At 71.4% G+C, this 20,887-nt stretch carries 17 protein-coding genes; 10 read left to right on the top strand and 7 right to left on the bottom strand.

Annotated features, from left to right (window positions below):
- Window positions 1–130 precede the first annotated feature (130 nt).
- From ACOJUJ_RS25060 to ACOJUJ_RS25040, 5 genes are all read right to left on the bottom strand, one after another.
- Window positions 131–1,003: a hypothetical protein gene (locus ACOJUJ_RS25060; protein ID WP_420129664.1), complete on the bottom strand. Its 873-nt coding sequence runs from the start codon at window positions 1,001–1,003 to the stop codon at window positions 131–133.
- Window positions 1,004–1,010: 7 nt separating this feature from the next.
- Window positions 1,011–1,511: a hypothetical protein gene (locus tag ACOJUJ_RS25055; RefSeq protein WP_420129663.1), complete on the bottom strand. Its 501-nt coding sequence runs from the start codon at window positions 1,509–1,511 to the stop codon at window positions 1,011–1,013.
- Between the two features lie 219 nt (window positions 1,512–1,730).
- Window positions 1,731–4,403 (bottom strand): cyanophycin synthetase, encoded by a 2,673-nt coding sequence (gene cphA / locus ACOJUJ_RS25050; RefSeq protein WP_420129662.1) that lies wholly within the window; start codon window positions 4,401–4,403, stop codon window positions 1,731–1,733.
- A 42-nt stretch (window positions 4,404–4,445) separates the two neighbouring features.
- Window positions 4,446–4,646, bottom strand: a complete 201-nt coding sequence (locus ACOJUJ_RS25045) for a hypothetical protein (RefSeq protein ID WP_420129661.1) — start codon at window positions 4,644–4,646, stop codon at window positions 4,446–4,448.
- A 463-nt stretch (window positions 4,647–5,109) separates the two neighbouring features.
- A complete protein-coding gene (locus ACOJUJ_RS25040; protein ID WP_420129660.1) occupies window positions 5,110–6,180 on the bottom strand; it encodes a hypothetical protein in 1,071 nt (356 codons plus the stop codon).
- A 183-nt stretch (window positions 6,181–6,363) separates the two neighbouring features.
- Between ACOJUJ_RS25040 and ACOJUJ_RS25035 the strand changes: the two genes are divergently transcribed.
- The 6 genes from ACOJUJ_RS25035 (at window position 6,364) to chrA (ending at window position 11,231) form a co-directional block, all read left to right on the top strand.
- Window positions 6,364–6,660: a hypothetical protein gene (locus ACOJUJ_RS25035; protein WP_420129659.1), complete on the top strand. Its 297-nt coding sequence runs from the start codon at window positions 6,364–6,366 to the stop codon at window positions 6,658–6,660.
- 45 nt (window positions 6,661–6,705) lie between these two features.
- The gene (locus ACOJUJ_RS25030; protein ID WP_420129658.1) at window positions 6,706–6,861 is read left to right on the top strand and encodes a hypothetical protein; all 156 of its coding nucleotides are present in this window, start codon (window positions 6,706–6,708) and stop codon (window positions 6,859–6,861) included.
- A 196-nt stretch (window positions 6,862–7,057) separates the two neighbouring features.
- Entirely contained in the window at window positions 7,058–8,293 is a 1,236-nt protein-coding gene (locus ACOJUJ_RS25025) for an acetyl-CoA C-acetyltransferase (RefSeq protein ID WP_420129657.1), read from the top strand.
- Window positions 8,294–8,307: 14 nt separating this feature from the next.
- A complete protein-coding gene (locus tag ACOJUJ_RS25020) occupies window positions 8,308–8,838 on the top strand; it encodes a PaaI family thioesterase (protein WP_420129656.1) in 531 nt (176 codons plus the stop codon).
- Window positions 8,838–9,452 (top strand): TetR/AcrR family transcriptional regulator, encoded by a 615-nt coding sequence (locus ACOJUJ_RS25015; protein WP_420129655.1) that lies wholly within the window; start codon window positions 8,838–8,840, stop codon window positions 9,450–9,452. The genes ACOJUJ_RS25020 and ACOJUJ_RS25015 overlap by 1 nt, the downstream gene beginning before the upstream one ends.
- 435 nt (window positions 9,453–9,887) lie before the next feature.
- Complete coding sequence (gene chrA, locus ACOJUJ_RS25010; protein WP_420129654.1) at window positions 9,888–11,231, top strand: chromate efflux transporter; 1,344 nt, start codon at window positions 9,888–9,890, stop codon at window positions 11,229–11,231.
- 412 nt (window positions 11,232–11,643) lie between these two features.
- Here chrA and ACOJUJ_RS25005 read toward each other — a convergent pair whose 3' ends face one another.
- Together ACOJUJ_RS25005 and ACOJUJ_RS25000 are read right to left on the bottom strand one after the other, a co-directional pair.
- Window positions 11,644–12,414: a double zinc ribbon domain-containing protein gene (locus ACOJUJ_RS25005; RefSeq protein WP_420129653.1), complete on the bottom strand. Its 771-nt coding sequence runs from the start codon at window positions 12,412–12,414 to the stop codon at window positions 11,644–11,646.
- Between the two features lie 248 nt (window positions 12,415–12,662).
- Window positions 12,663–15,536, bottom strand: a complete 2,874-nt coding sequence (locus ACOJUJ_RS25000) for a two-component regulator propeller domain-containing protein (RefSeq protein ID WP_420129652.1) — start codon at window positions 15,534–15,536, stop codon at window positions 12,663–12,665.
- Window positions 15,537–15,780: 244 nt separating this feature from the next.
- On the opposite strand from ACOJUJ_RS25000, the gene ACOJUJ_RS24995 reads away from it, so the two are divergent.
- The 4 genes from ACOJUJ_RS24995 (at window position 15,781) to ACOJUJ_RS24980 (ending at window position 20,505) form a co-directional block, all read left to right on the top strand.
- Window positions 15,781–16,848 (top strand): SH3 domain-containing protein, encoded by a 1,068-nt coding sequence (locus ACOJUJ_RS24995; RefSeq protein WP_420129651.1) that lies wholly within the window; start codon window positions 15,781–15,783, stop codon window positions 16,846–16,848.
- Between the two features lie 155 nt (window positions 16,849–17,003).
- Window positions 17,004–18,221: an MFS transporter gene (locus tag ACOJUJ_RS24990; RefSeq protein ID WP_420129650.1), complete on the top strand. Its 1,218-nt coding sequence runs from the start codon at window positions 17,004–17,006 to the stop codon at window positions 18,219–18,221.
- 120 nt (window positions 18,222–18,341) lie between these two features.
- Window positions 18,342–18,929 carry an exonuclease domain-containing protein gene (locus ACOJUJ_RS24985; protein ID WP_420129649.1) on the top strand — a complete coding sequence of 196 codons (588 nt, stop codon included), beginning with the start codon at window positions 18,342–18,344 and terminating at the stop codon, window positions 18,927–18,929.
- A 463-nt stretch (window positions 18,930–19,392) separates the two neighbouring features.
- Complete coding sequence (locus tag ACOJUJ_RS24980; protein WP_420129648.1) at window positions 19,393–20,505, top strand: Ldh family oxidoreductase; 1,113 nt, start codon at window positions 19,393–19,395, stop codon at window positions 20,503–20,505.
- Window positions 20,506–20,887: the final 382 nt, after the last annotated feature.

Raw genomic sequence — 20,887 nt, 5'->3', positions numbered from 1 at the left:
GATCCGAAGGGCTTTACCGACACTTACTTTCCGGATTCGACGGTACACGGAGGGGCGGAGAGAGGGGTTCTCCGCGCCCTCCGCGCCCTCCGGGTCTCCGCGTGACAGCCGTTCTTCTGTGGACCTGGAATCACGCCGCGGTGTCGGTGAACGCGACGGTCCACCCGGCAGGCAGCGGCGGAAGCCGGTACCAGCGCGGGCCGTCTCCCCTTCCGCCGCAGCCGCGGGACCGCGCCACCGTCACCACGCGAAACTCGCGGCGGGCTTCGGAGCGGTACGCCTGCACCGAGTGCCGGCCGCCGCAAAAGCCGGGTACCACGCGCACGTACAGCGCCCGGCCCAGCGCGGGGAACGCGGACGGCTGGCACCCCGGCAGGCCGCGGATTTCGCGCGCGTCCGCGCGGTCGCGCAGCACGCGGACACCCGCGGGATCGCATTCCACCGCCAGTTCCGGGTGGATCGCCAGCGGCTCCGCGTCCGCCGCGGCGCCGAGCGTATCCAGGCTCCACCCCTGCCACCGCCGATCGCCCTTGACTTCCGTGAACGCCACCGTCCATCCGTCCGGCAGGGGCGGCAGCGTGATCCAGCGCGATCCGTAGTGCGCGGCGCGGCAGCCGCCGTACCAGGTGGTGACGGCGATGCGGTACTCGCGGCGCGCCGCCGACCGGTAGGCGTGCACGTCGTGCGAGGCGTGGCAGTCGCCGCCCAGCCGCACGTGCACGTACAGGCGGCGCCCCAGGGACGGGAACGCGCCCGGCCCGCAGCCGCGAAAGCCCTCCAGCGCCCGCGCGTCGGCGCTGTCGCGCACCACCCGCATGCCGAACGGATCGCATGCCGTATCCGCAGAATCGGCCGGCAGCGGCTCCGCGTCCGTCGCGATCTCCAGCGAGTCCGCCCTCCGCCCGTAGTCCCCCGGCTGCGCGGCGGCGGGAACGGCCGCCAGCAGTGCCGCGAGTATGGCCAGGCACGCCCATGGCCAGCCCCTTCCGGTGTGCGTGTCCATGGTCCTGTCAGCCGGGGATGGATGGAGAGGGCGAGTCCGCGGGACGGGCGACCGTCCGCGAGGGTTCCTCCGGACGCCTGCGCGTGATGACGGTGAAACCCACCGTCCATCCCTCGGGGAGAGGGGGCAGGCGCACCCAGTACTCCTCCACGCGCAGCCCGCGGCAGCCGTGATGGTACGCGACCAGCACCAGGCGGTATTCGCGGCGGGCGGTGGAGCGGTACGCGTCCACGCGGTCGCGCCCGCCGCAGTTGCCCGCCATCACCAGGTGGACGTACAGGTCGCGCCCCAGCGCGGGGAACTCCGCTGCCTCGCACCCCGGAAAGCGCTCGACGGCGCGAAGATCCGCCGTGTCGCGCACCACCCGCACGCCGATGGGATTGCACGCGACGTTCACCCGCTCCACCGGTAGCCGCACCGTGTCGGCGGGAATCCCCAGCGTGTCGGCGCGCAGGCCAAGGTCCCGCGGCTGCGCCGCCGCCGGCGCGGAAACAAGCATCGCCCCCACGACAACCAGCATCCGTGGAAGCGACCACCCAGCTCGTGTGCCCATTTTCACCCGCCAGTCCGCAAGGGAGACGGAAACCCGCGCCGTCTACCGGCCGCCCGACGCGAAGGTTCCCGCGCGACCTGACGGCAACGGCCCGGCGGAATGTCCGCCGGGCCGACCCGTTCACCCGTTCACCCGTTCACCCCCACACCCCCACACCCCCACACCCCCACACCCCTACATCGCCGCGCTTCCCTCGGCATACCGCTGCACGTACGCCAGCACCGGCGGCACCTTGTCGGCCAGCACCATCACCAGGTCGCCCTCCTGCACGTCGCGGATGGCGCGGTCCACGGCCTCCATCTCGTCCAGCACCGTCTCGATGGCGTCCACGTGCATTCCGCCTTCGCGCAGCCCCTCGATCACCAGCCCGGCGATCTGGCCGGAGGCGCGGCCGCGGGTGTCGCTGTCTTCCTTGACGATGACGTGGTCCAGCACGGCGCACAGCCGGCCCAGGGCGCGGATGTCCTCGTCGCGCCGGTCGCCGGGGACGGTGATCACGCCCACGCGGCGCCGCGCGGGGATCTCCGTCACCATCTCCACCAGCCCCGCCACCGCCGCCGGGTTGTGCGCGTAGTCAATCAGGACGCGCGCCTTGCCCACCCGCATCAGGTTCAGCCGCCCCGGCGTCATGGACGGCGAGGGGAAGAAGGAGAGCAGCCCGGCGCGGATGGTGTCGTACCGCACGCCCTGCACGTACGCCGTGGCGATGGCGGCCAGCACGTTCTGCCGCTGAAAGCGCGCGGCGCCGCCCATCATCAGCGGAACCTCGCGCTCGGCGGCGATGGGAATGCGCAGGCGGCCGCGGCGGATGACGAACTCGCCCTCCTCGATGCGCACGCCGATGCCGCCCCGCCCGATGTGCTCGTCGAACAGCGGGTTCTCGCCGTCCTGCATGGTCGAGAACAGCACGATGTCGCCGCCGCTGCGGTCGCGCATGGGGTAGACCAGCGGGTCGTCCGCGTTCAGCACCGCGTGCCCTTCGCGCTTGACCACGGCGGGGACCACCGACTTCACCTCCGCCAGCTGCTCCAGCGTGTTGATCCCCCGCAGCCCCAGGTGGTCGGCGGACACGTTGAGCACCACGCCCACGTCGCACTCGTCAAAGCCCAGGCCGGCCCGGATCACGCCGCCGCGCGCCGTCTCCAGCACCGCCACGTCCACGGTGGGATTGGACAGGATGATGTTGGCGGAGAACGGCCCCGTCATGTCGCCCTCCATCACCAGCCGGTTCTGCAGGTACACGCCGTCCGTCGTCGTGAACCCGACCGTCTTTCCCGTCTGGCGAAAGAGGTGCGCCGTAAGCCGCGTCGTCGTCGTTTTGCCGTTGGTGCCGGTGATGGCGATGACGGGAATGGTGTACGGCTGCCCCGGCGGGTACAGCATGTCGATGATGGGCGCGCCCACGTAGCGCGGCGTGCCCTCGGTGGGATGCGTGTGCATCCGCAGCCCGGGCGCCGCGTTCACCTCGATGATCACCGCCCCGTTCTCGCGGAACGGCACGGTGATGTCGGGCGAAAGGACGTCGATGCCGGCGATGTCGAGGCCGACTACGCCCGCGGCCATCTCGCACGCGGTCACGTTGTCGGGGTGGATCTCGTCGGTGCGGTCGATGGAGGTGCCGCCCGTCGAGAGGTTCGCCGTCGCGCGCAGAAAGACCTGCTCGCCCGCCGCGGGAACGCTGTCGCAGGTCAGCCCGCGCAGCGCCAGAAAGGCCGCCGTCGCCTCGTCGTCGGGAAGGCGCGTAAGGGTGCGCGAGTGGCCCTTGCCGCGCCGCGGGTCCTGGTTGGCGTGGTCGATCAGCTGGCGGACGGTGTGCTGCCCGTCGCCCACCACGTGCGCGGGAACGCGCTCCGCCACCGCGGCCACCTGGCCGTCGACAACGAGAACGCGGTAGTCGCGGCCGGTGACGAACTGCTCCACGATCACCCGCCGCCCGTACGCGCTGGCCACGCCGTAGGCGCCGCGCACCGCGTCGTCGTCGCGCAGGGCGCCGCTGATGCCGCGGCCGTGGCTGGCGTCCAGCGGCTTGATGAGCACCGGCCAGCCGATCTCGGCCGCCGCCTCCACCGCGGCGTCCGCCGACGACGCCGTAACCCCCTCGGGCACGGGAAGGCCGATGGCGCCCAGCACGCGGCGGGTGTCGTCCTTGTCCTGCGCGATCTCAACCCCGATGGCGCTGGTGTAGTCGCTCATGGCGGCCTGCACGCGGCGCAGGTTCTTGCCCAGCCCCAGCTGCACCAGCGAGTAGTTGTTCAGCCGGCGCACGGGAATGCCGCGGCGCTGCGCCTCTTCCACGATGGCGGCCGTGGACGGGCCCAGGCGCACGGACTCCAGCAGGTCGTGCAGGTCCTCGACCGCGTGCTGCACGTCGTACGGCTCGCCGCTCATGCAGGCGCGCACCAGGCGCACGGCCTGGCGCACGGCCTGAAGGCCCACCTCCTCCTCCTCGTACGCCACGATCAGCCACCACACGCCCGGGTCGCCGGACTCGACGACCCGGCCGAACGAGACGTCGGTGCCCGCCAGCGTCTGCAACTCCAGCGAAACGTGCTCCAGGATGTGCGGCAGGTGCGTCCCCTCTTCCAGCCGTTCCAGGAACCCGCCCTCGGTGCCGCGGGAGCACGGGTGCTCGCGCAGGGTGGGGAGCATGGACATCAGCCGCTCGTTGAAGCCGGGGATGCTGGTGCTGGGCACGTCTTCCAGCGACCCCAGCGTCAGGTCGCAGGCGATTACGGGGGCCAGACGCCAGAAATTGGGGCCGCGCACGGCGCGCAGCCGCGACACCCGCAGCTCATCGGGGTCAAACCGCACGCCGTTCGCCAGAGGGTCGCCAGGGACCGTGGACATATGTCAGGTGGAGGTCGCGAGAAGTTCGCCGGGTGAGGTGGATCAGCGGCCGTAGTAGCCGCCGCGCATGCGCTCCCAGGCGCCGCTTTCCCGGATGGAGCCGCCGCGCGCCGGAGCATCCCCCACCCGCGTGCGCGGCGACGGATCGCAGTCGATCCGGCGGGAGAAGGTACGACGCTCGTCACGCGCACCGCCAGCGGGATCGCCGATGCGCTGGGCCTGGTCGCTGCCAGTGTACAACATCAATGCACCTCTACATTCGCGTTCGCGCCGAGCGCGGGACCGCCTCGGCGGGCCGGGAGCTGGGCACGAAGTGTACCAGCCTGCGTGGCAAGTGTGGCCTATGTTTTTCGTGTGACGGAGGTTAGACAATTTCGCGACACTCGGGCGATTTTCGCCCACGCGCGCTCCTGCTCCGCCGCGGCTGCTACGGCCGGCAGGCTGATCCGGCAACGGCAACGGATGGGAGGTACAGAGGAACAGAGAACAGCCGGAGAAACAGAGGCCGACAAGGTCTCTGTATCTCCGGCTTTTCTCTGCTCCTCCGTACCCTGCAACTTTGACCGTTACGTCGCGGCGGAGGATTCCGCCGGAAGCGTCCAGCTCAACTCCCACTCGCGGACGGCGTCATCCGCTTCCGCACCGATGAGGGAGCGGGCGAACGCCGGGGTTCAGCGGAGGGTGCTCTGCTGCGTGGGGATGGCGTTCATCTCGATCCGTTGGCGGAGGGTTCGGGGCCCACGACCAGCAGGTGCACGATCCGCCCCTCCTCGCGGTAGGTGCGGATGGTCACGGGCGCGCGCCGCAGCCAGTCGGGCGCGGGGTTGTAGCCGCGCGGCCAGGGGCGTCCGGTGGGCCCGTCCACCAGCAGCGTGCTGACGATGTTCCCGTCGTCATCGCCGTAGCCCCGGGCGCCCACGTACGTGAACACCGCGCTTTCGTTTGGCGTGAGGGCCACGGTCACGGTGTCGGCGCTGATCCGCAGGATGCTGCCGGTGCGGGTGCCCGCCAGCGGTGGAAGCACGGTGACCGGGCCGTTCCACGCCTCCGCGCGGCGGTCGCGAAAGTTCGCCAGCGGCGCGCCGGGAACGTCGCGGCGAAAGCTGTTCAGCAGCCGGCGGACGACGACGCGGCGCTGAAGGTCCTGCTCCAGGCGACCATCGCGGTACCCCATCCACTGGCCGGTGAAGTACATCCCCTCACCGCGCCGCGCGTCGCGCAGCTCCGTCCAGCGCGTGGCCAGCAGCCAGCACGGCCCTCCGCCGGCGGGGCGCGCAAAGGAGCCGTCCGGCTCGAAGTCCTCCACGTTCACCTGCAGCGGCGGGCGCGCGGGGTCGGCGCCGCTGAAGATGGAAAGGCGAAAGTAGCGGATCCCCAGGCCGTTGCTCATGTCCATCCACTCGGAGACGATCAGCTCCGGCCGGCCGTCCTGGTCCAGATCGCCCGTCAGCGCCCGCAGCGACTCTTCCGAGCCCCCCAGGCTGTAATCCGCGAGCCATTCATGCTGCGTCCGGCCACCCGACTCAACCCGGATGACCTGGGTGGTGTCGCCGGTGCAGGAGCAGACACGCCGCCCGTCGGGAAGCGCGATGCAGCGGGCGCGGGCGCAGCCGGGAACGGACGCCTCGGTGGACGCGGCGGCGATCCTGAGCACCGGATTGCGGCCCGCGGTGCACGGCACGTCCGTGCGCCACGCCAGGGACGCGGACGGCTGGGCCGCGGACGGCGCGGCGGCCAGAACGGTGATGCCGAAGAAAAGGAACAGACGGATGATCATGGGCGCGCCACCAGGCTTGGGGATGACAGACCTGCAAGGGCGCGCATAGTAGCGCCTACCCCGCCCGACTGTTCCATCCTGCTACCACCGATCTAATCGCCATCGCCGTTCAACGTGTGGCAGGGGCATTGCACGCGGGGCGGCCCGCGACGTATCAATCACCTGCACGAGGAGATGTACCCCATGCGGATCAAGATCGCGGCACTTCCCACCCTGCTGCTGCTGGCCGGCCTTGCCGCCTGCGGCGGGGATGAAAACAACGCGGGCGATCCCAAGGACGTTCCGGGCGTGGATGCCTCGGGCACGGCCGACACGGAGATCTTTACCGACAGCCCCGACACGGCCGGCATCCCCGTCGCCGGCCAGGGCGGCACGGTGGCCGACAGCACGCCGATGGGCGGCGGCGGTGCCATGAGCGGCAGCGGCACCGCGGGCGCCACGAGCAGCGGCGCCACGGCTCAGCCGACGACGACCCCGTAGTCGCGAGCCAGCCGCGCGACGTTCACAACCAGGAGGATCTGACGAATGACGGGACTCATCCTGCAGTCGCGCGGGCTTGAGGCGCTGCTGGCGATCGTTTCGGCCGTGGCCTGCGGCGTGGTGGTGTGGAAGTCGATCGACTACATCATCACCACCAAACGCAACAGCCGCGACCGCAATCGCCGCGACTTCGACGACTAGCCACTGCGTTTCCACGCGAAGGCGCGGAGCACACGAAGGCGCGGAGGAGCAGACCTTCTCCGCGCCTCGCTCCATTCCTCCGCGTCTCCGCGTCTCCGCGTGAAAATGCAGTCGAAGTCTGCCTTGCGCCGATATATGATGGATGTAATATTATACTCGTCATCCAACGAGGGATGCCAAACCGGGAGACGAGACAATGGCCGACGCATACATCATCGACGCGGTGCGCACGCCGCGCGGGCGGGGCAAAAAGGGGAAGGGCTCGCTGACGGAGATCCATCCGCAGGAGCTGCTGGCGCAGACACTCCAGGAGCTGGCGCGGCGCACCGAGCTGGACCCCGCCGACGTGGACGACGTGGTCGTCGGCATCGTTTCGCAGGTGGGTGAGCAGGGCTCCAACCTGGCCCGCAACGCCGTGCTGGCCGCGGACTGGCCGCTGCACGTGGGCGGCGTGTCGCTGAACCGCTACTGCGGGTCGGGGCTGCAGGCCGTGAACTTTGCCGCCATGGGGGTGATGAGCGGCGCGCAGGAGGTGGTGGTGGGCGGCGGCGTGGAAAGCATGTCGCGCGTGCCCATGAACAGCGACGGCGGCGAGGGCGACGGCAAGAACCCGCACCTGCGCCGCAAGCACCCGCAGGTGCCGCAGGGGATCAGCGCCGACCTGATCGCCACCATGGAAGGCTTTACCCGCGAGCAGCTGGACGCCTTTGCCCTGCGCTCGCAGCAGCGCGCCGCCCAGGCCCAGCGCGAAGGCCGCTTCACCCGCTCCCTCTTCCCCGTCCGCGATCCGGACACCGGCGCCGTCGCGCTGCAGGAGGACGAGTTCCTGCGCCCGGAAACCACGATGGAGGCGCTGGCGGGCCTTCCCGGCGCGTTCGAGGCCGCCGGGGCGACGCCCGCGGGCCCCGACGGCGAGACGCTGGACGAGATCGCGCTCGTCCGCTTTCCGCGCGAGGGCGGCATACGCCACCTGCACACCGCCGGCAACTCCAGCGGCATCGTGGACGGCGCGGCCGCCGTGCTTCTTGCGTCGGACGCGTACGTGCGGGAGCACGGGCTGCGGCCCCGCGCGCGCATCCGCTCCATGGCCACGTTTGCCGAGGACCCGGTGATCATGCTCACCGCGCCCGCGGAGACGGCACGCAAGGCGCTGCGCAAGGCGGGGATGCAGCCCGGCGACATCGACCTGTGGGAGATCAACGAGGCCTTCGCCGCCGTGCCGCTGCAGACCATCCGCCGCCTGGAGATCGACCCGGAGCGGGTGAACGTGAACGGCGGCGCCATCGCCCTGGGCCACCCGCTGGGCGCGACCGGCGCCATGCTGCTGGGCACCGCGCTGGACGAGCTGGAGCGCCGCGGCCTGGCCACCGCGCTCATCACGCTCTGCATCGCGGGCGGGCAGGGCGTAGCGACCGTCATCGAACGCATCTAACGGAAGGATTGGGGATGACGGTGAGCGGCGAGGCGGCGGTCCGCACGCGGACCATCACGTGGCAGGATCCCCTTCCGGGCGCGCAGGCCGGCGCCCGGATGGCCGGGCTGGACTACCTGCGCGCAATGGAGCGCGGCGAGCTGCCGCCTCCGCCCATCATGGCGACGCTGGGGATCGGATTGTCGGAGGTGGAGGAGGGGCGCGTGGTGTTCTACGCGGATCCCGACGAGTACCACTACAACCCGATCGGCGTGGTGCACGCGGGGCTGGCCGCGACGATGGCGGATTCGGCGATGGCGTGCGCGGTGCATTCCACGCTGCCGGCGGGCGCGGGGTACACCACGCTGGAGTTCAAGATCAACATGGTTCGCCCGCTCACCCGCGACACCGGGCGCGTGTTCTGCGAGGGGCGCACCCTGCACGTGGGCGGCCGCGTGGCCACCGCCGAGGCGCGGCTTACGGACGGCGAGGGCCGGCTGTACGCGCACGCCACCACAACGTGCATGGTTTTTCGCCCGGGCAAGCCGGGCAAGGAGCAGGGCTGATGGTGCGGTATCCGGCGGGGCACAAGGAACGGACGCGCGAGCAGATCGTGAGCGCGGCGGCGCGCGCGTTTCGCGAAGAGGGTGTGGCGGGGGTGAGCGTTCCGGACCTGATGGGGCGCGCGGGCCTTACGCACGGCGGCTTCTACGCGCACTTCCGCAGCAAGGACCACCTGGTCGCCGAGGCGTGCCGCATCGCGCTGCGTGAGTCGTCGGCAAAGTTGATCGCGACGGCGCGGCAGGCGCCGCGGGAGGAGCGGCTGGCGGCGTTCATCCGCGCCTACGCCAGCCGCACCCACCGCGACGACCCCGGCGGCGGCTGCGTGCTCCCCGCCCTGGCGGCGGAGCTGGGCCGCCACGACGGCCCGGAAGTGCGCGCCGCCTTTACGGAGAGCTTCAACGAGGCCATCGCCACGCTGGCCCGCGCCCTTCCGGAGGGCGACACCGACCGCACGGACCGCGCGCTGGCGCTGATGTCGGGCCTCGCCGGCTCCGTGATGCTCTCCCGCGCCGTCGACGATCCGGAGCTCAGCGACCGCATCCTGCAGTCCGCCCGCGACGTCTTCACCGCCGCCTTCGCGGCGGATGACGCGACACCCCCGCCGCCGACGTCCTGACGGGCCACGAAGTCCGGGCCCCGCCCCTGAAGCAGGTGAAGCCCCGCACGGCCGCGAAGCGGCGTGCGGGGCTTGTCGCTGTCCCAGCAGCGGGTTTACCCGCTCATCCCGGTGCGAGACCTTCCATCGGCGGGAACGGTCTGTCGATACAAAAGCGCGAGGCGCGGGGCCAGATGGCCTCGCGCCTCGTCGCGTGTGGGGCTGGTGGGGTCAGCGGGACACGTTGCGCCACCCGGCCAGACCGGGAACCTCCGCGGGGGCCAGCATGAGCGCCGACATCACCTTGCGGACGACCTTCTTATAGCTAGAGGCAGACATCGCCATATCCTTTTCAAGTTGGGTGAACATCTCCGACGTTGCACCCTACGCGGCCACCCGCGGAAGAGTTTCAGCCGCTGGTTGTGGGCGACGGAAACGGCGGCTATCCTCCGCCGCATGCATCCCTCCTCCCCCGCCCCGCTCCCCGTCGATCCGCCGCCGGCCGGCCCACCGCCCCTCACTCTGCGCGAGGCCATCCCCACGTGGGCGCGGGTGGGCGCGCTGGGATTCGGCGGGCCGGCGGGGCAGATCGCCGTGCTGCACCGCATTGTGGTGGAGGAAAAGGAGTGGGTGGATGAGCCGCGGTTTCTGCACGCGCTGAACTTCTGCATGCTGCTGCCGGGGCCCGAGGCGCAGCAGCTGGCCACCTACGTGGGATGGATGATGCACGGTGTGCGCGGCGGATTGGCGGCCGGCATCCTGTTCATCCTCCCCGGCTTCTTCATCCTCTCCGTACTGAGCGCGCTCTACGCCGCGTACCAGGAAACGACGTTCGTCGCGGCGCTCTTTTTCGGATTGAAGGCGGCGATCATCGCCGTGGTGGTCGAGGCGCTCCTCCGCATCGGCAAGCGCGCGCTCAAGGGGCGGGGCGCGTACGCCATCGCGGCGGCGGCGTTCATCTCGTTGTCGCTGCTCAACATCCCCTTCCCCATCGTGGTGCTGGGCGCCGGGCTGGCGGGGTGGCTGATGGCCCGCAACGCCGACCCCGCAACGCAGACGACCGTTTCAGCCCCGGGCGAGCGGGTAAGCTGGCGGCGCACGGCGCGCGTGGTGGCCGTCTGCTTCGTGCTCTGGTGGGCGCCCGTGGCGCTGCTGGCGATGCTGTTCGGCACGCGGAGCGTGTGGGTTACGGAGGGATTGTTCTTTGGACACGCGGCTACGGTGACGTTTGGCGGGGCGTACGCGCTGCTGGCGTACGTGGCGCAGCACGCGGTGGAAAACTACGGCTGGCTGGGGCCCGGCGAGATGCTGGACGGCCTGGGGCTGGCGGAGACCACGCCCGGGCCGCTGATCCTGGTGGTGCAGTTTGTCGCGTTCCTGGGCGCGTGGCGCGATCCGGGGCCGCTGCCGCCACTGGTGGCCGGCCTGCTGGGCGCGACGCTGACGGCGTGGGTGACGTTCGCGCCGTCGTTCATGTTCATCTTCGCGGGCGCGCCGTACGTGGAGCGGCTGCGCGGCAACCGCGGGCTTTCGGCGGCGCTGGCGGGGATCACGGCGGCGGTGGTGGGGGTGATCCTGAACCTGGCCGTGTGGTTTGCCCTGCACGTGCTCTTCGCCCGCGTGAACAAGGTGGATGCCGGCCCGTTCCACCTGCTGGTCCCCGACTGGCGGACGCTGGACGTGGCCTCGCTGCTCATCGCCCTGGGCGCCGCGTTCGCCCTGTTCCGCCTGAAGTGGGGGATGCTCCCCACCCTGGCCGCCGCCGTAGCCGCCGGACTGGCCGTGCGGCTGATCGGGTGATCGCCTCGTTCGGAGAAAAACCATCTCACGCGGAGGCGCGGAGGGCGCGGAGGCGCGGAGAGGGAACGGCGCCTCCGCATCTCCACGCCGGAGCCCCAGCGTCCGAGCCCAGTCATCCTGAGGGAGGCGCCGCGCCGCATCTTGTTGACAGGATGTACTTTGGCGCCGACCGACGGACCTTGCCAGCAGAGCCGGGGGGCTGGATCTCCGCGCAAGGGCGTGCCCCACGATGGCGGAGAGAAGGTCCTTCGGTCGCGCGCAAACGGCGGTGCAGGGGACGGTTTCGCGCGGCGCTCCCTCAGGATGACTGATCCGCGGGAAGGAGTTGCTCTTTTCCGTGCCGCCTGCAGAAAAAGCGGAGGACGTGGGGATGATCCTCCACGTCCTCCGCTTTTTCGTATCTTCGGCGAGATCAGCCGCCGACGGCCTGCTGGGCGGCGGCGCGCATGCTGGGCAGGCCCTGCGAGTGCTCCTGGTACTCGGGAAGGTTGCGGGCAACCTGGGTGGGATAGGCATCCAGGAAGCGCTGGTACAACCCCTGGGCCGCGCCCGCGTTGCCGCGCAGCTCCTCCGCCCGCGCCGCGCCGTACAGGCCGAACAGGTGCTGCGGATCGGCGGCCAGGATGGTGTCGGCCTGGGCGCGCGCGGAGACGGCGTCGCCCGTCACGCGGTACAGCTCGCCCAGGTGGTAGTGCAGGTCGGAGTCGCGCTCCGGCACCATGCCGTACGCCTGGATGGCCATGGGCGCAAACTGCTGCACCTCGGCGTTGTTTCCGGCGGAGAGCCCCTGCATCACCCGGTTGAAGAGCCGGTCCGCGGCCTGGCGCGGCGTCATGCTCGCGAGGTCCACCTGTGACGGATCACCCGCGCCGCCCGGCGCGGCGCCCTGCTGCTGGGCCAGCGGCACGGGCGTGGCCTCGTCGCCGGTAAGGCGCGGCAGAATGGTGGTGGCGGCCAGCAGCGCCACGGTCACCGCCGCGATGGCCCAGGGCAGCGCGGGCTGCTTGGCGCGCGCGGGCGCCGCCGGCTGCGCGCTCACGGCCAGGCCGCACTGGTTGCAGAAGCGGGCGCCGGCCGGGAGCGGGTTCTGGCACTCGCGGCACTGCGCGTCGATGGCAACCCCGCACTGGGGGCAAAAACGTCCGGAAGCCGGGGCCTCGCAGGACGGACAGGTCTGGCTCATGGCACCGCAGCGGGTGAAAACGGGATCGTAGGGAGGCGCAAATCTAGAAGATGCACGCAGTTCGGTAAAGACAGGCCGCCTCCTCGTGATCCCGAAAACAGAGGAAGAGTACGGAGGAACAGGGAAAAGCCGGAGGAACAGAGGAAAACGCAGTCCTCTGTTCCTCGCTTCTCCTCCCTGTTCCTCTGTACCCCATTCGGTTGGGGAGTGTGGATTCCGCTCAGGATTCCGCCGGATACCGGTCCTCGTCAAGCGCGGGCGATGCGCTTGGCGCGCTTCTGCACGTACATCTGCTTGTCGGCGTCATCCAGCAGCGCCTCCATGCCACGCGGCGCCGCGGGATCGAACCGGCTCATCCCCAGGCTAAGCGACAGCTCGAACGGGCGGCCGGAGGTGGCGTTGTGGTGCGCGACGGCTGTGGCCAGACGCGCGACGGACGCCTCCACGCCGCCGCCCTCGATGGACGGATCGCTCCGCACCAGCACGGCGAACTCGTCGCCGCCCAGCCGCGCCACCACGTCCGGATCGCGAAAGCTGGCGCGGATCAGCCCCGCGGCATCGCGGATGGCGTGGTCGCCGTGCGGGTGGCCCAGGGTGTCGTTGATACGCTTGAGCCCGTCCAGGTCCGCGAACACCACGTCGAAGCCGCGGCGGTGGTGCTCCGCCTCGCGCATCCGCTGCTCCGCCAGGGCGAGCAGCCCGCGCCGGTTGTACAGGCCGGTCAGGTCGTCCTGCAGCGACAGGTCGCGCAGCATCTCCTCCCGCAGCGTGCGCTGCACCATCCGCACACGCACCCGGTACACGGCATAGATGAGCGCCAGCGCGGCGGCCGCCATCAGCAGCACGAACCACCACGTCTGCCAGAAGTGCGGGCGCAGCCGCAGGGCCACGCGCGCATCCGCCGTGCTGGGGACGCCGTCCTCGTTGCGCGCCTGCACGTGAAACACGTAGCGCCCCGGCGGCAGGTTGGTGTAATACGCCACCCGCCGCGTCCGTCCATCCACCCAGTCCCGGTCGTACCCCTCCAGCCGGTAGCGAAAGCGCAGCTGCTCCGGCGCCACAAAGCTGGCGGCCGTAAAGTGGAACTCCAGGCTGCGGGTCCCCGGCGGTGCCTGGATCATCGCCACGCCCTCGTGCACGCCGTCGTCCACCACCACGCGCTCGATGAGCGGCGTGGGCGCGCGTGCATTGCGGCGCATGTGCGACGGGTCGATGATGGCCACCCCGGCCGGCGTGGCGAACCACAGCCTGCCGTCCGGGCCCCGCCACGCGCGCGAGATGGACGACGCCTCGCCCGCCATCCCGTCGCGGCTGCCAAACTGCTTCATCCCCACCGCGCGCGCCCGCCCCGCCGCGACCGCTTCCAGCTCCGCGCGCGGCACGTGGCCCACCCCCCACGACCCCGTCAGCCACAACCGGCCGTGCCCATCGTCCAGCGCCTGGTAGATGGCGTTGCCGGAAAGCCCGTGGCGCGTGGTGAACAGGAACACGCTGTCCCCGCGAATGCGCGCCAGCCCGCGCGACGAGCCTACCCACAGCGTGCCGTCCGCATCCTCCAGCATGCGAAAGACGGGGATCCGCGCCAGCTCCCGCGGCCCGGGAACGAAGCGGCCGCCCGCCATGCGGAACAACCCTTCGCTCTGCGTTCCCACCCACACGGTGCCGCGCCGGTCCTGGAAGACGGAAAGGATGTAGCCGTCGGCCAGCCCCTGCGCGGCGCCGAAGGTCTGGAATCGCCCGTCACGCAGCTGCGCCAGGCCGTTGTAGGTGCCCACCCACAGCGTGCCGTCGCGCGCCTCGAACACGGTGCGCACGCGGTCGTCCGGCAGCCCGTCCCGCGCGCCGAAGGTGACCGCCTGGCCGCCGCGGATGCGCGTCAATCCGCCGTTGGTGGCCAGCCACACGTCGCCGTTGCGGCCGCGCACCACGTCGCGCGCCACGTCGTCCGCCAGCGCGCCGCCGGCCTGCGTGTAGAGGCGCACGCCGCCCGCGGTGCGGTGCGCCACGCCCCCGTGCGTGGCGATCCACACGCCCCCCGCCCCGTCGCCCTCGATCGCCGAAACCAGGTCGTTGGGCAGGCCGGCGGCGCGGGTGATCGCCGCCACCGCGGTGGGCCGCAGGCGAAACAGGCCGCCCTGGCGCGATCCCACCCACAGGTTTCCCTCCGCGTCCTGGTGCAGCGTGGCGCCCTGAGCGATGGCGCGGCCATCGGGAAGCGGTACGGGCACCGCGCGGTCGCCGTCCATGCGGAACAGGCCGTTCTCTGCCGCCAGCCAGAGCGTGCCTTCGCGGGCGCGCAGGATGCTGTTCACCCGCCGCGGCGCGTCTGCACCCTCGGCGGCCACCCGGCGCACGTCGTCGCCGCGGATGCGGGTAACGCCGGTGGCGAAGCTGCCCACCCACACCGTGCCGTCACGGTCCGCGTACAGCGACGAAACCTGGGCCGCCCGGTCGCCCACGGGCTGGTAGCGGCCGTCGCGGTAGCGAAGCACGCCGTTCGCCGTCGTGCCGATCCACAGCGTGCCGTCCGGGGTGCGCGCCAGGTCCGCCACGGACGGCTCGTCCAGCCCGCGCGGCGCGGGGAGCGGCTGGATGCGGCCGCCGCTCACGCGGCTTACCCCGTCGCGCGTCCCCACCCACAGCGCGCCGCCCGCGTCGGGGAGCAGCGCCGTCACCCGGTCGCTCTTCAGCCCGTCGCGGGTACCCAGGACCGTCCAGCGGCCGCCGGCGTGGCGCACCAGCCCGTCGCGCTCGCTGGCCCCCCAGAGCGTGCCGGCCGAGTCGACGACCACCCGCCAGAAGCTCGCGCGCCCCAGCCCGGGGATGTCGCTTTCGTTGAAGACGCGGAACGCCACCCCGTCAAAGCGCACGATCCCCTCGTACGACGCCAGCCACAGGTAGCCGTCGTGCGTCTGGGTGATGTCGAGCGCGATGTTGGAGGGCAGCCCCTGCTCCGTCCCCCAGCTGGCGAACGCCATCCCCGGCGCCTGCGCGTCCGCCGCGGATGCGCTCGCCCCGCCCAGCCACAGCGCGGCCAGCACCGCCGCGCGACGGAGCCGCGCGATGCCGGAAGTCCGCCGGGAGCGGGGGAGGAGGGGGAGGGATGGGTGGATGCTGGACATCGATGCTTCGGGAAGGCCGCGCCCCCGTAGCGGGCTGGCGCCGCCCCAAGCTGCGGCGTCTGGGCCGTCGCGAGCAAGGGCTTTGAACCGGATCCCACCAGCCGCGCCTGCTTTGCGTCATCGCGGCGGCCGGGATTGCCGGTTTCGCGACAATCATCAGGCACGGGTGCAGGTGAGCCGCCCGCGCCGGTACTTGACCGTGTTGATCCCGACAATAATCTTGTGTTTCCTTCCCACGCCCCTCTTGATCCCGCAGGCCGTGCCCTCGCTCGATTCCCTGATCCGCGCCGTCACCCGCTCGCCGCGGCGGCTGGCGATCACGGCACTGTGCCTTCTCCTGCTCGCCGCCGCCGGCGCCCGCGTGGTGCGGGGCGGGTCCACACAGACCGTGGAGGTCCTGGGCCCGTTGAACGTGCGCTCCGGGCCGGGCAGGGAGCACCCGGTGGTCACCCACGCCGGCAAGGGCGCGCGCCTCCGCATCGCGAAGCCCGACGCGCGCGGGTGGGCCGCCGTGCGCAGCGGATCCCGGACCATCGGCTACGTCCGGGCCCTTCCCGAATACGTACGGGTGGAGGACGATGCGGACGGCGGCGGCGGGTGGTGGCTGCTGGCGGCGCTCGCGGCGGCCAGCGGCGCCTGGATCCTGATGACGCGGGGACGGAACGCGCCTGCATCCATCCCCCCGGTGGATGATGCCTGGGCCGACCGCACGCTCACCGCGCCCCGCCCTGCGCCCGCACCCACACCCGTGTATGCGCCGACGCCGGTCGCGCAGCTGACGGCCTGGGCCGACCAGGGGGCTCACACCATCGCTGGCGGTGACGAGGAAACGGAGTCGGAGCGGAACGGCCGCAACTTCGAGGAGTGGGCAGCCGTGCGGCTGGGCCGGAGTCCGTTCCACCTGAAGGAGTGGCGCGGCGACAAGTACGTGGCCGGCGTGTTCGCGGAGTCGACGCTGGCGCCGGACCTGCTGGTGGAGTACCGCGACGGGCGAGAGCGGGCCCAGTTCGCGGTGGAGTGCAAGTGGCGCAGCCGGTACTACGGCTCGGACGAGCTTCGCTGGGGGGAGCAGAAGCACCTTCGGCGCTACCAGCGCTACGCGGATGAGCACGGCATCCCGGTGTACCTGCTGATCGGGGTCGGCGGCAGCGGTGCGGACCCGCTGGACGTCTACCTGGTTCCGCTGGAAGAAGTGCCTTCCGACCGGCTCTACTTTCGGGAGCTGAAGGACAAGGACCGTGTGGACCGCGACGGCGTCTTTCGGTACGACGTCCACCGCCGCAGGCTGCGCCTTCTGCCTGTCGGCGGCTGACGCCGGTCCCGGCCGGCCCCGCGACAGCGGGTTCTCTGCATCCGCGGAGAACCCGCTGCTCGTTTTTCTCGGCGCGCATCCATTGCATCCGGGCCGCGCTTCGGCGTACCCTCCCGTCCTCCATCGTCTGCGTCCGCCTTTTTCCCGAGCCTAACGTGGCCGCTCCGCCTCCTCTTTCCCCCGACGCGCACCCTGGCCGCTGGCGCGCGCTGGCGCTGATCGCGCTGGCGGAGCTGCTGGGGATGGGCGTGTGGTTCAGCGCCAGCGCGGCGTCGCCGCGGCTGCAGGAGCTGTGGGGGCTCACGGCGTCGCAGGCGGGGTGGCTCACGGGCGCGGTGCAGCTGGGCTTCGTCGCGGGGACGGCGGCGGCGGCGCTGCTGAACCTGGCCGACCTGCTCCCCAGCCGCTGGTACTTTGCCGTAAGCGCCGTGCTGGCCGCGGCGGTGAACGCGGCGCTGATCACCGCCGACGGCTACGGCGCCGCGCTGGTGCTGCGCTTCATGACCGGCGTTCTGCTGGCCGGCGTGTATCCCCCGGCGATGAAGATGGCGGCCACGTGGTTCCGCTCCGCGCGCGGCCTGGCCATCGGCACCGTGGTGGGCGCGCTGACGGTGGGCAAGGCGACGCCGTACCTGCTGCGCGCCTTTCCCTCGCTGGACTGGCGCGAGGTGGTGCTGGCGTCGTCCATCGGCGCGGTGGCGGCGGCGGTGCTCATCGGCATCGGCTACCGCGAAGGACCGTTTCCGTTCGCGCGGCGGCCGTTCGCGTGGGGGCTCATCGGGCAGGTGGCGCGCGACCGGCCGGTGCGGCTGGCCATCGGCGGTTACCTGGGGCACATGTGGGAGCTGTACGCGGCGTGGACGTTCATCAGCCTGTTCTTCGTGGACTTCTTCACCGTTCGCGGCGCCACGGAGGCGGGGGCGGAGGCCCGCGCGGGAATAGTTGGATTCGCGATGATCGCGGCGGGCGGCGTGGGCTCCGTGCTGGCCGGGCGCTGGGCGGACCGGCTGGGGCGCGAGCGCGTCACCATCTGGGCGATGGCGGCCAGCGGCGTGTGCGCGGTAGCGATCGGGTGGATGCTGCGCGCGCCGGCGTGGCTGGCGGTCGCCGTCGCGGTGGTGTGGGGATTCGCCGTGGTGGCGGACAGCGCGCAGTTCAGCGCACTGGTGACGGAGCTGGCCCCGGAGCACGCCGTGGGCACCGCGCTCACCCTGCAGACGGCGATCGGCTTTCTGCTCACCTCGTTCTCCATCGCTGCCGTGCCGCCGCTGCGGGAGATCGGCGGCTGGCCCCTCGCCTTTGGCCTGCTCGCCGCCGGACCCGCGCTGGGCATCGCGGCCATGCGGCGGCTGCGCACGCTGCGATCCGGTTGATGGAGAAGAGGAGAGACGTCGAGCGGCGCCGGATCGATGGACGCTGTATCTTGAGGGCGCGCCCTTGCCTCCGCGGATGCGCGGCAGCCATCCCGCCGGCTTTCCCCTGATCGACCTTTCGTGAGCAGCGACCACACCCCGGCAGCCTCGTACGTCGTGATCGACGTCGAGGCGACGTGCGACGACGGCGGCGGCGTTCCGCGGCACGAGATGGAGATCATCGAGATCGGCGCGGTGCTGGTCGCGGCGGGCACGCTGCAGCCGGTGGACGAGTTCCAGTCGTTCATCCGCCCCGTGCGCCATGCGCGGCTCACGCCGTTCTGCACCCGGCTCACCAGCATCACCCAGGATGACGTGGACGCGGCGTCGGGCTTCGTCCAGGTGTTCGACCGGCTCTGCCAGTGGATCGCCACGCATCCCGCGCCGCACGTGTTCTGCTCGTGGGGTGACTACGACCAGAACCAGTTCCGGCAGGACTGCGGCTTTCACGGCGTTCCCTACGCCCTGCCGCACCGGCACCTGAACCTGAAGCGCGCGTTCTCGCAGCAGCTGGGGATTTCCAAGAAGCTGGGGATGTCGGGCGCGCTGGCGCATGTGGGGCTTCCGCTCGCCGGCACGCACCATCGCGGCATCGACGACGCCAGGAACATCGCGCGGCTGCTCCCCTTCGCGCTGGGACGGGGAGAAGGTGAGCGGGTGAAGGGGTGAACGGGTGAAGGGACGAGGCGTTCGGACGGGCCCTCTCCCCCGACCGGCCTTTTGCTCGTTCCTCGCAACGGCGGTCGACCCCTCCCCCAACTTCGGGGGAGGGGTTGGGGATAAGGCTGGCGGCGGCGGGTTGCGGATGGGGCCGTGCGGGATGGTGGGCGCACTCGTGAATCGGTGCGCGTCGCCGAGAAGCTGGGGTGGATGGTGGCGGCGGCGGCGCGGGCGAATAGATTCCCTGCAACAACTACATGCAGTCCGCCTGCGCGGACCCGGCGGCCCGGCGGTGTGCCGCGTCCCGAGCACCCGTGCGTCCGCGGCCACGATAGTAGCGGACAAGATCCGAATCATTCCACGGCCCCTTGGGCGCGGGGATGCGCCGGTTCGACCGGACGCGCGGCGTTACTAAATCATCCACATCGTCGCCCAACCCGGACAGGCGATGGCGACTCACCAGGGAGAGACAGTGACCGACCAGCTTGTGAACGGCGCCCCCGCGGGAACGGAGATCTTTCCCATCGAGCGGCTGCGGGAGTTTTCCGTGCGCGCCTTTGTCGCCTGCGGCGTGCCCGAAGAGGACGCGGGGCTGGCGGCGGATGTACTGGCCAGCGCCGACCTGCGCGGCATCGACACGCACGGCGTGGCCCGGCTTGCCCAGTACGTGGAGATGTTCAAGCAGGGGCGCATCAACCCCCGTCCCGACATCCGCGTGGTCCGCGAATCACCGTCCACCGCCACGGTAGACGGCGACAACGGGCTGGGGCTGGTGGTGGGCCCACGCGCCAACCTGATGGCCATGGACAAGGCCGAGACGGTGGGGAGCGGGTGGGTGGCGGTGCGCAACAGCAATCACTTTGGCGCGGGGGAGTACTACCCGCTGCAGGGGCTGCCGCGCGAGCTGATCGTCTGGGCGATGACCAACTCGCCGCCGCAGGTGGCGCCGCTCTGGGGCGCGGAAAAGATGCTGGGCACCAACCCCATGGCCATCGCCTTTCCGGCGCTGGAAGAGCCGGCCGTGGTCATCGACCTCACCACCAGCGCCTACGCGTTCGGCAAGGTGGAGGACGCGGCCCGGCGCGGTGTGCCCATCCCCGAAGGATGCGCCATCGACCGCGACGGCCGCATGACCACCGATCCCAACGACATGCTGAACGGCGGCGCGCTCCTGCCCCTTGGCTCGGACCGGGAGCGGGGCGCGCACAAGGGATACTGCATGGCGGCGATGGTGGACCTGCTTTCCGGCGCGCTCAGCGGGGCCAGCTGGGGCCCCTTCGCGCCGCCCTTCCCCGCGCATCTTGCGCCACCGGCGCGCACGGTGGGGCTGGGGGTGGGGCACCTGTTCGGGGCGTGGCAGATCTCCGCCTTCATCGATCCGACGGAGTTCCGCCGTCAGGTGGATGACTGGGTGCGCACCATGCGTGGCACCCGCCCCGCCGCCGGCACCACCGGCCCGCTGATCCCCGGCGACCCCAACCGCCGCTCGGAGGAAACGCGCCGCGTGCACGGTGTCCCCGTGATCCGCCCCGTGATCGAGGCCATGCGCCGCGTCGCCGCGGAGACGGGCGTGCCGTTCGACTGAGGTGATCGAGGACGGATCGAACTGCGTCGGCCGGGGTCCCCCTCCCCCCGGCCCCTCCCCGTTCGTTCCTCACGGAGAGGGGAGAAGTCGATCCCGCCGCGACGATTCGCCTACCGCAACCTCATCCGAAGCACACCATCCCACGCCCCGCACCACCCCGCCCCCGAAGTTGGGGGTGGGGTCGACCGCCGTTGCGAGGAACGAGCAAAAGGCCGGTCGGGGGAGAGGGCCCCGGAGGGTCGCGCCACACCTTCCCGCTCACCCGCGGGGTGCCCCTCCCCCGGCCCCCTCCCCGTTCGTTCCTCACGGAGAGGGGAGAAGTCGATCCCGCCGCGACGATTCGCCTACCGCAACCTCGTCCGAAGCACACCATCCCCCGCGC

This window comes from Longimicrobium sp. (assembly GCF_048594345.1).
Taxonomy (GTDB): domain Bacteria; phylum Gemmatimonadota; class Gemmatimonadetes; order Longimicrobiales; family Longimicrobiaceae; genus Longimicrobium.
Note: the sequence above shows the minus strand (reverse complement) of the source record. Positions and strands in the feature narration are given on the sequence as shown.

Excerpts from the sequence above, each read along its gene's own strand:
- ACOJUJ_RS25060 (WP_420129664.1), bottom strand. The coding sequence starts at position 1,003 with ATGGACACGCACACCGGAAGGGGCTGGCCATGGGCGTGCCTGGCCATA.
- cphA (WP_420129662.1), bottom strand. The coding sequence starts at position 4,403 with ATGTCCACGGTCCCTGGCGACCCTCTGGCGAACGGCGTGCGGTTTGAC.
- ACOJUJ_RS25045 (WP_420129661.1), bottom strand. The coding sequence starts at position 4,646 with ATGTTGTACACTGGCAGCGACCAGGCCCAGCGCATCGGCGATCCCGCT.
- ACOJUJ_RS25040 (WP_420129660.1), bottom strand. The coding sequence starts at position 6,180 with ATGATCATCCGTCTGTTCCTTTTCTTCGGCATCACCGTTCTGGCCGCC.
- ACOJUJ_RS25035 (WP_420129659.1), top strand. The coding sequence starts at position 6,364 with ATGCGGATCAAGATCGCGGCACTTCCCACCCTGCTGCTGCTGGCCGGC.
- ACOJUJ_RS25030 (WP_420129658.1), top strand. The coding sequence starts at position 6,706 with ATGACGGGACTCATCCTGCAGTCGCGCGGGCTTGAGGCGCTGCTGGCG.
- ACOJUJ_RS25025 (WP_420129657.1), top strand. The coding sequence starts at position 7,058 with ATGGCCGACGCATACATCATCGACGCGGTGCGCACGCCGCGCGGGCGG.
- ACOJUJ_RS25020 (WP_420129656.1), top strand. The coding sequence starts at position 8,308 with ATGACGGTGAGCGGCGAGGCGGCGGTCCGCACGCGGACCATCACGTGG.
- ACOJUJ_RS25015 (WP_420129655.1), top strand. The coding sequence starts at position 8,838 with ATGGTGCGGTATCCGGCGGGGCACAAGGAACGGACGCGCGAGCAGATC.
- chrA (WP_420129654.1), top strand. The coding sequence starts at position 9,888 with ATGCATCCCTCCTCCCCCGCCCCGCTCCCCGTCGATCCGCCGCCGGCC.
- ACOJUJ_RS25005 (WP_420129653.1), bottom strand. The coding sequence starts at position 12,414 with ATGAGCCAGACCTGTCCGTCCTGCGAGGCCCCGGCTTCCGGACGTTTT.
- ACOJUJ_RS25000 (WP_420129652.1), bottom strand. The coding sequence starts at position 15,536 with ATGTCCAGCATCCACCCATCCCTCCCCCTCCTCCCCCGCTCCCGGCGG.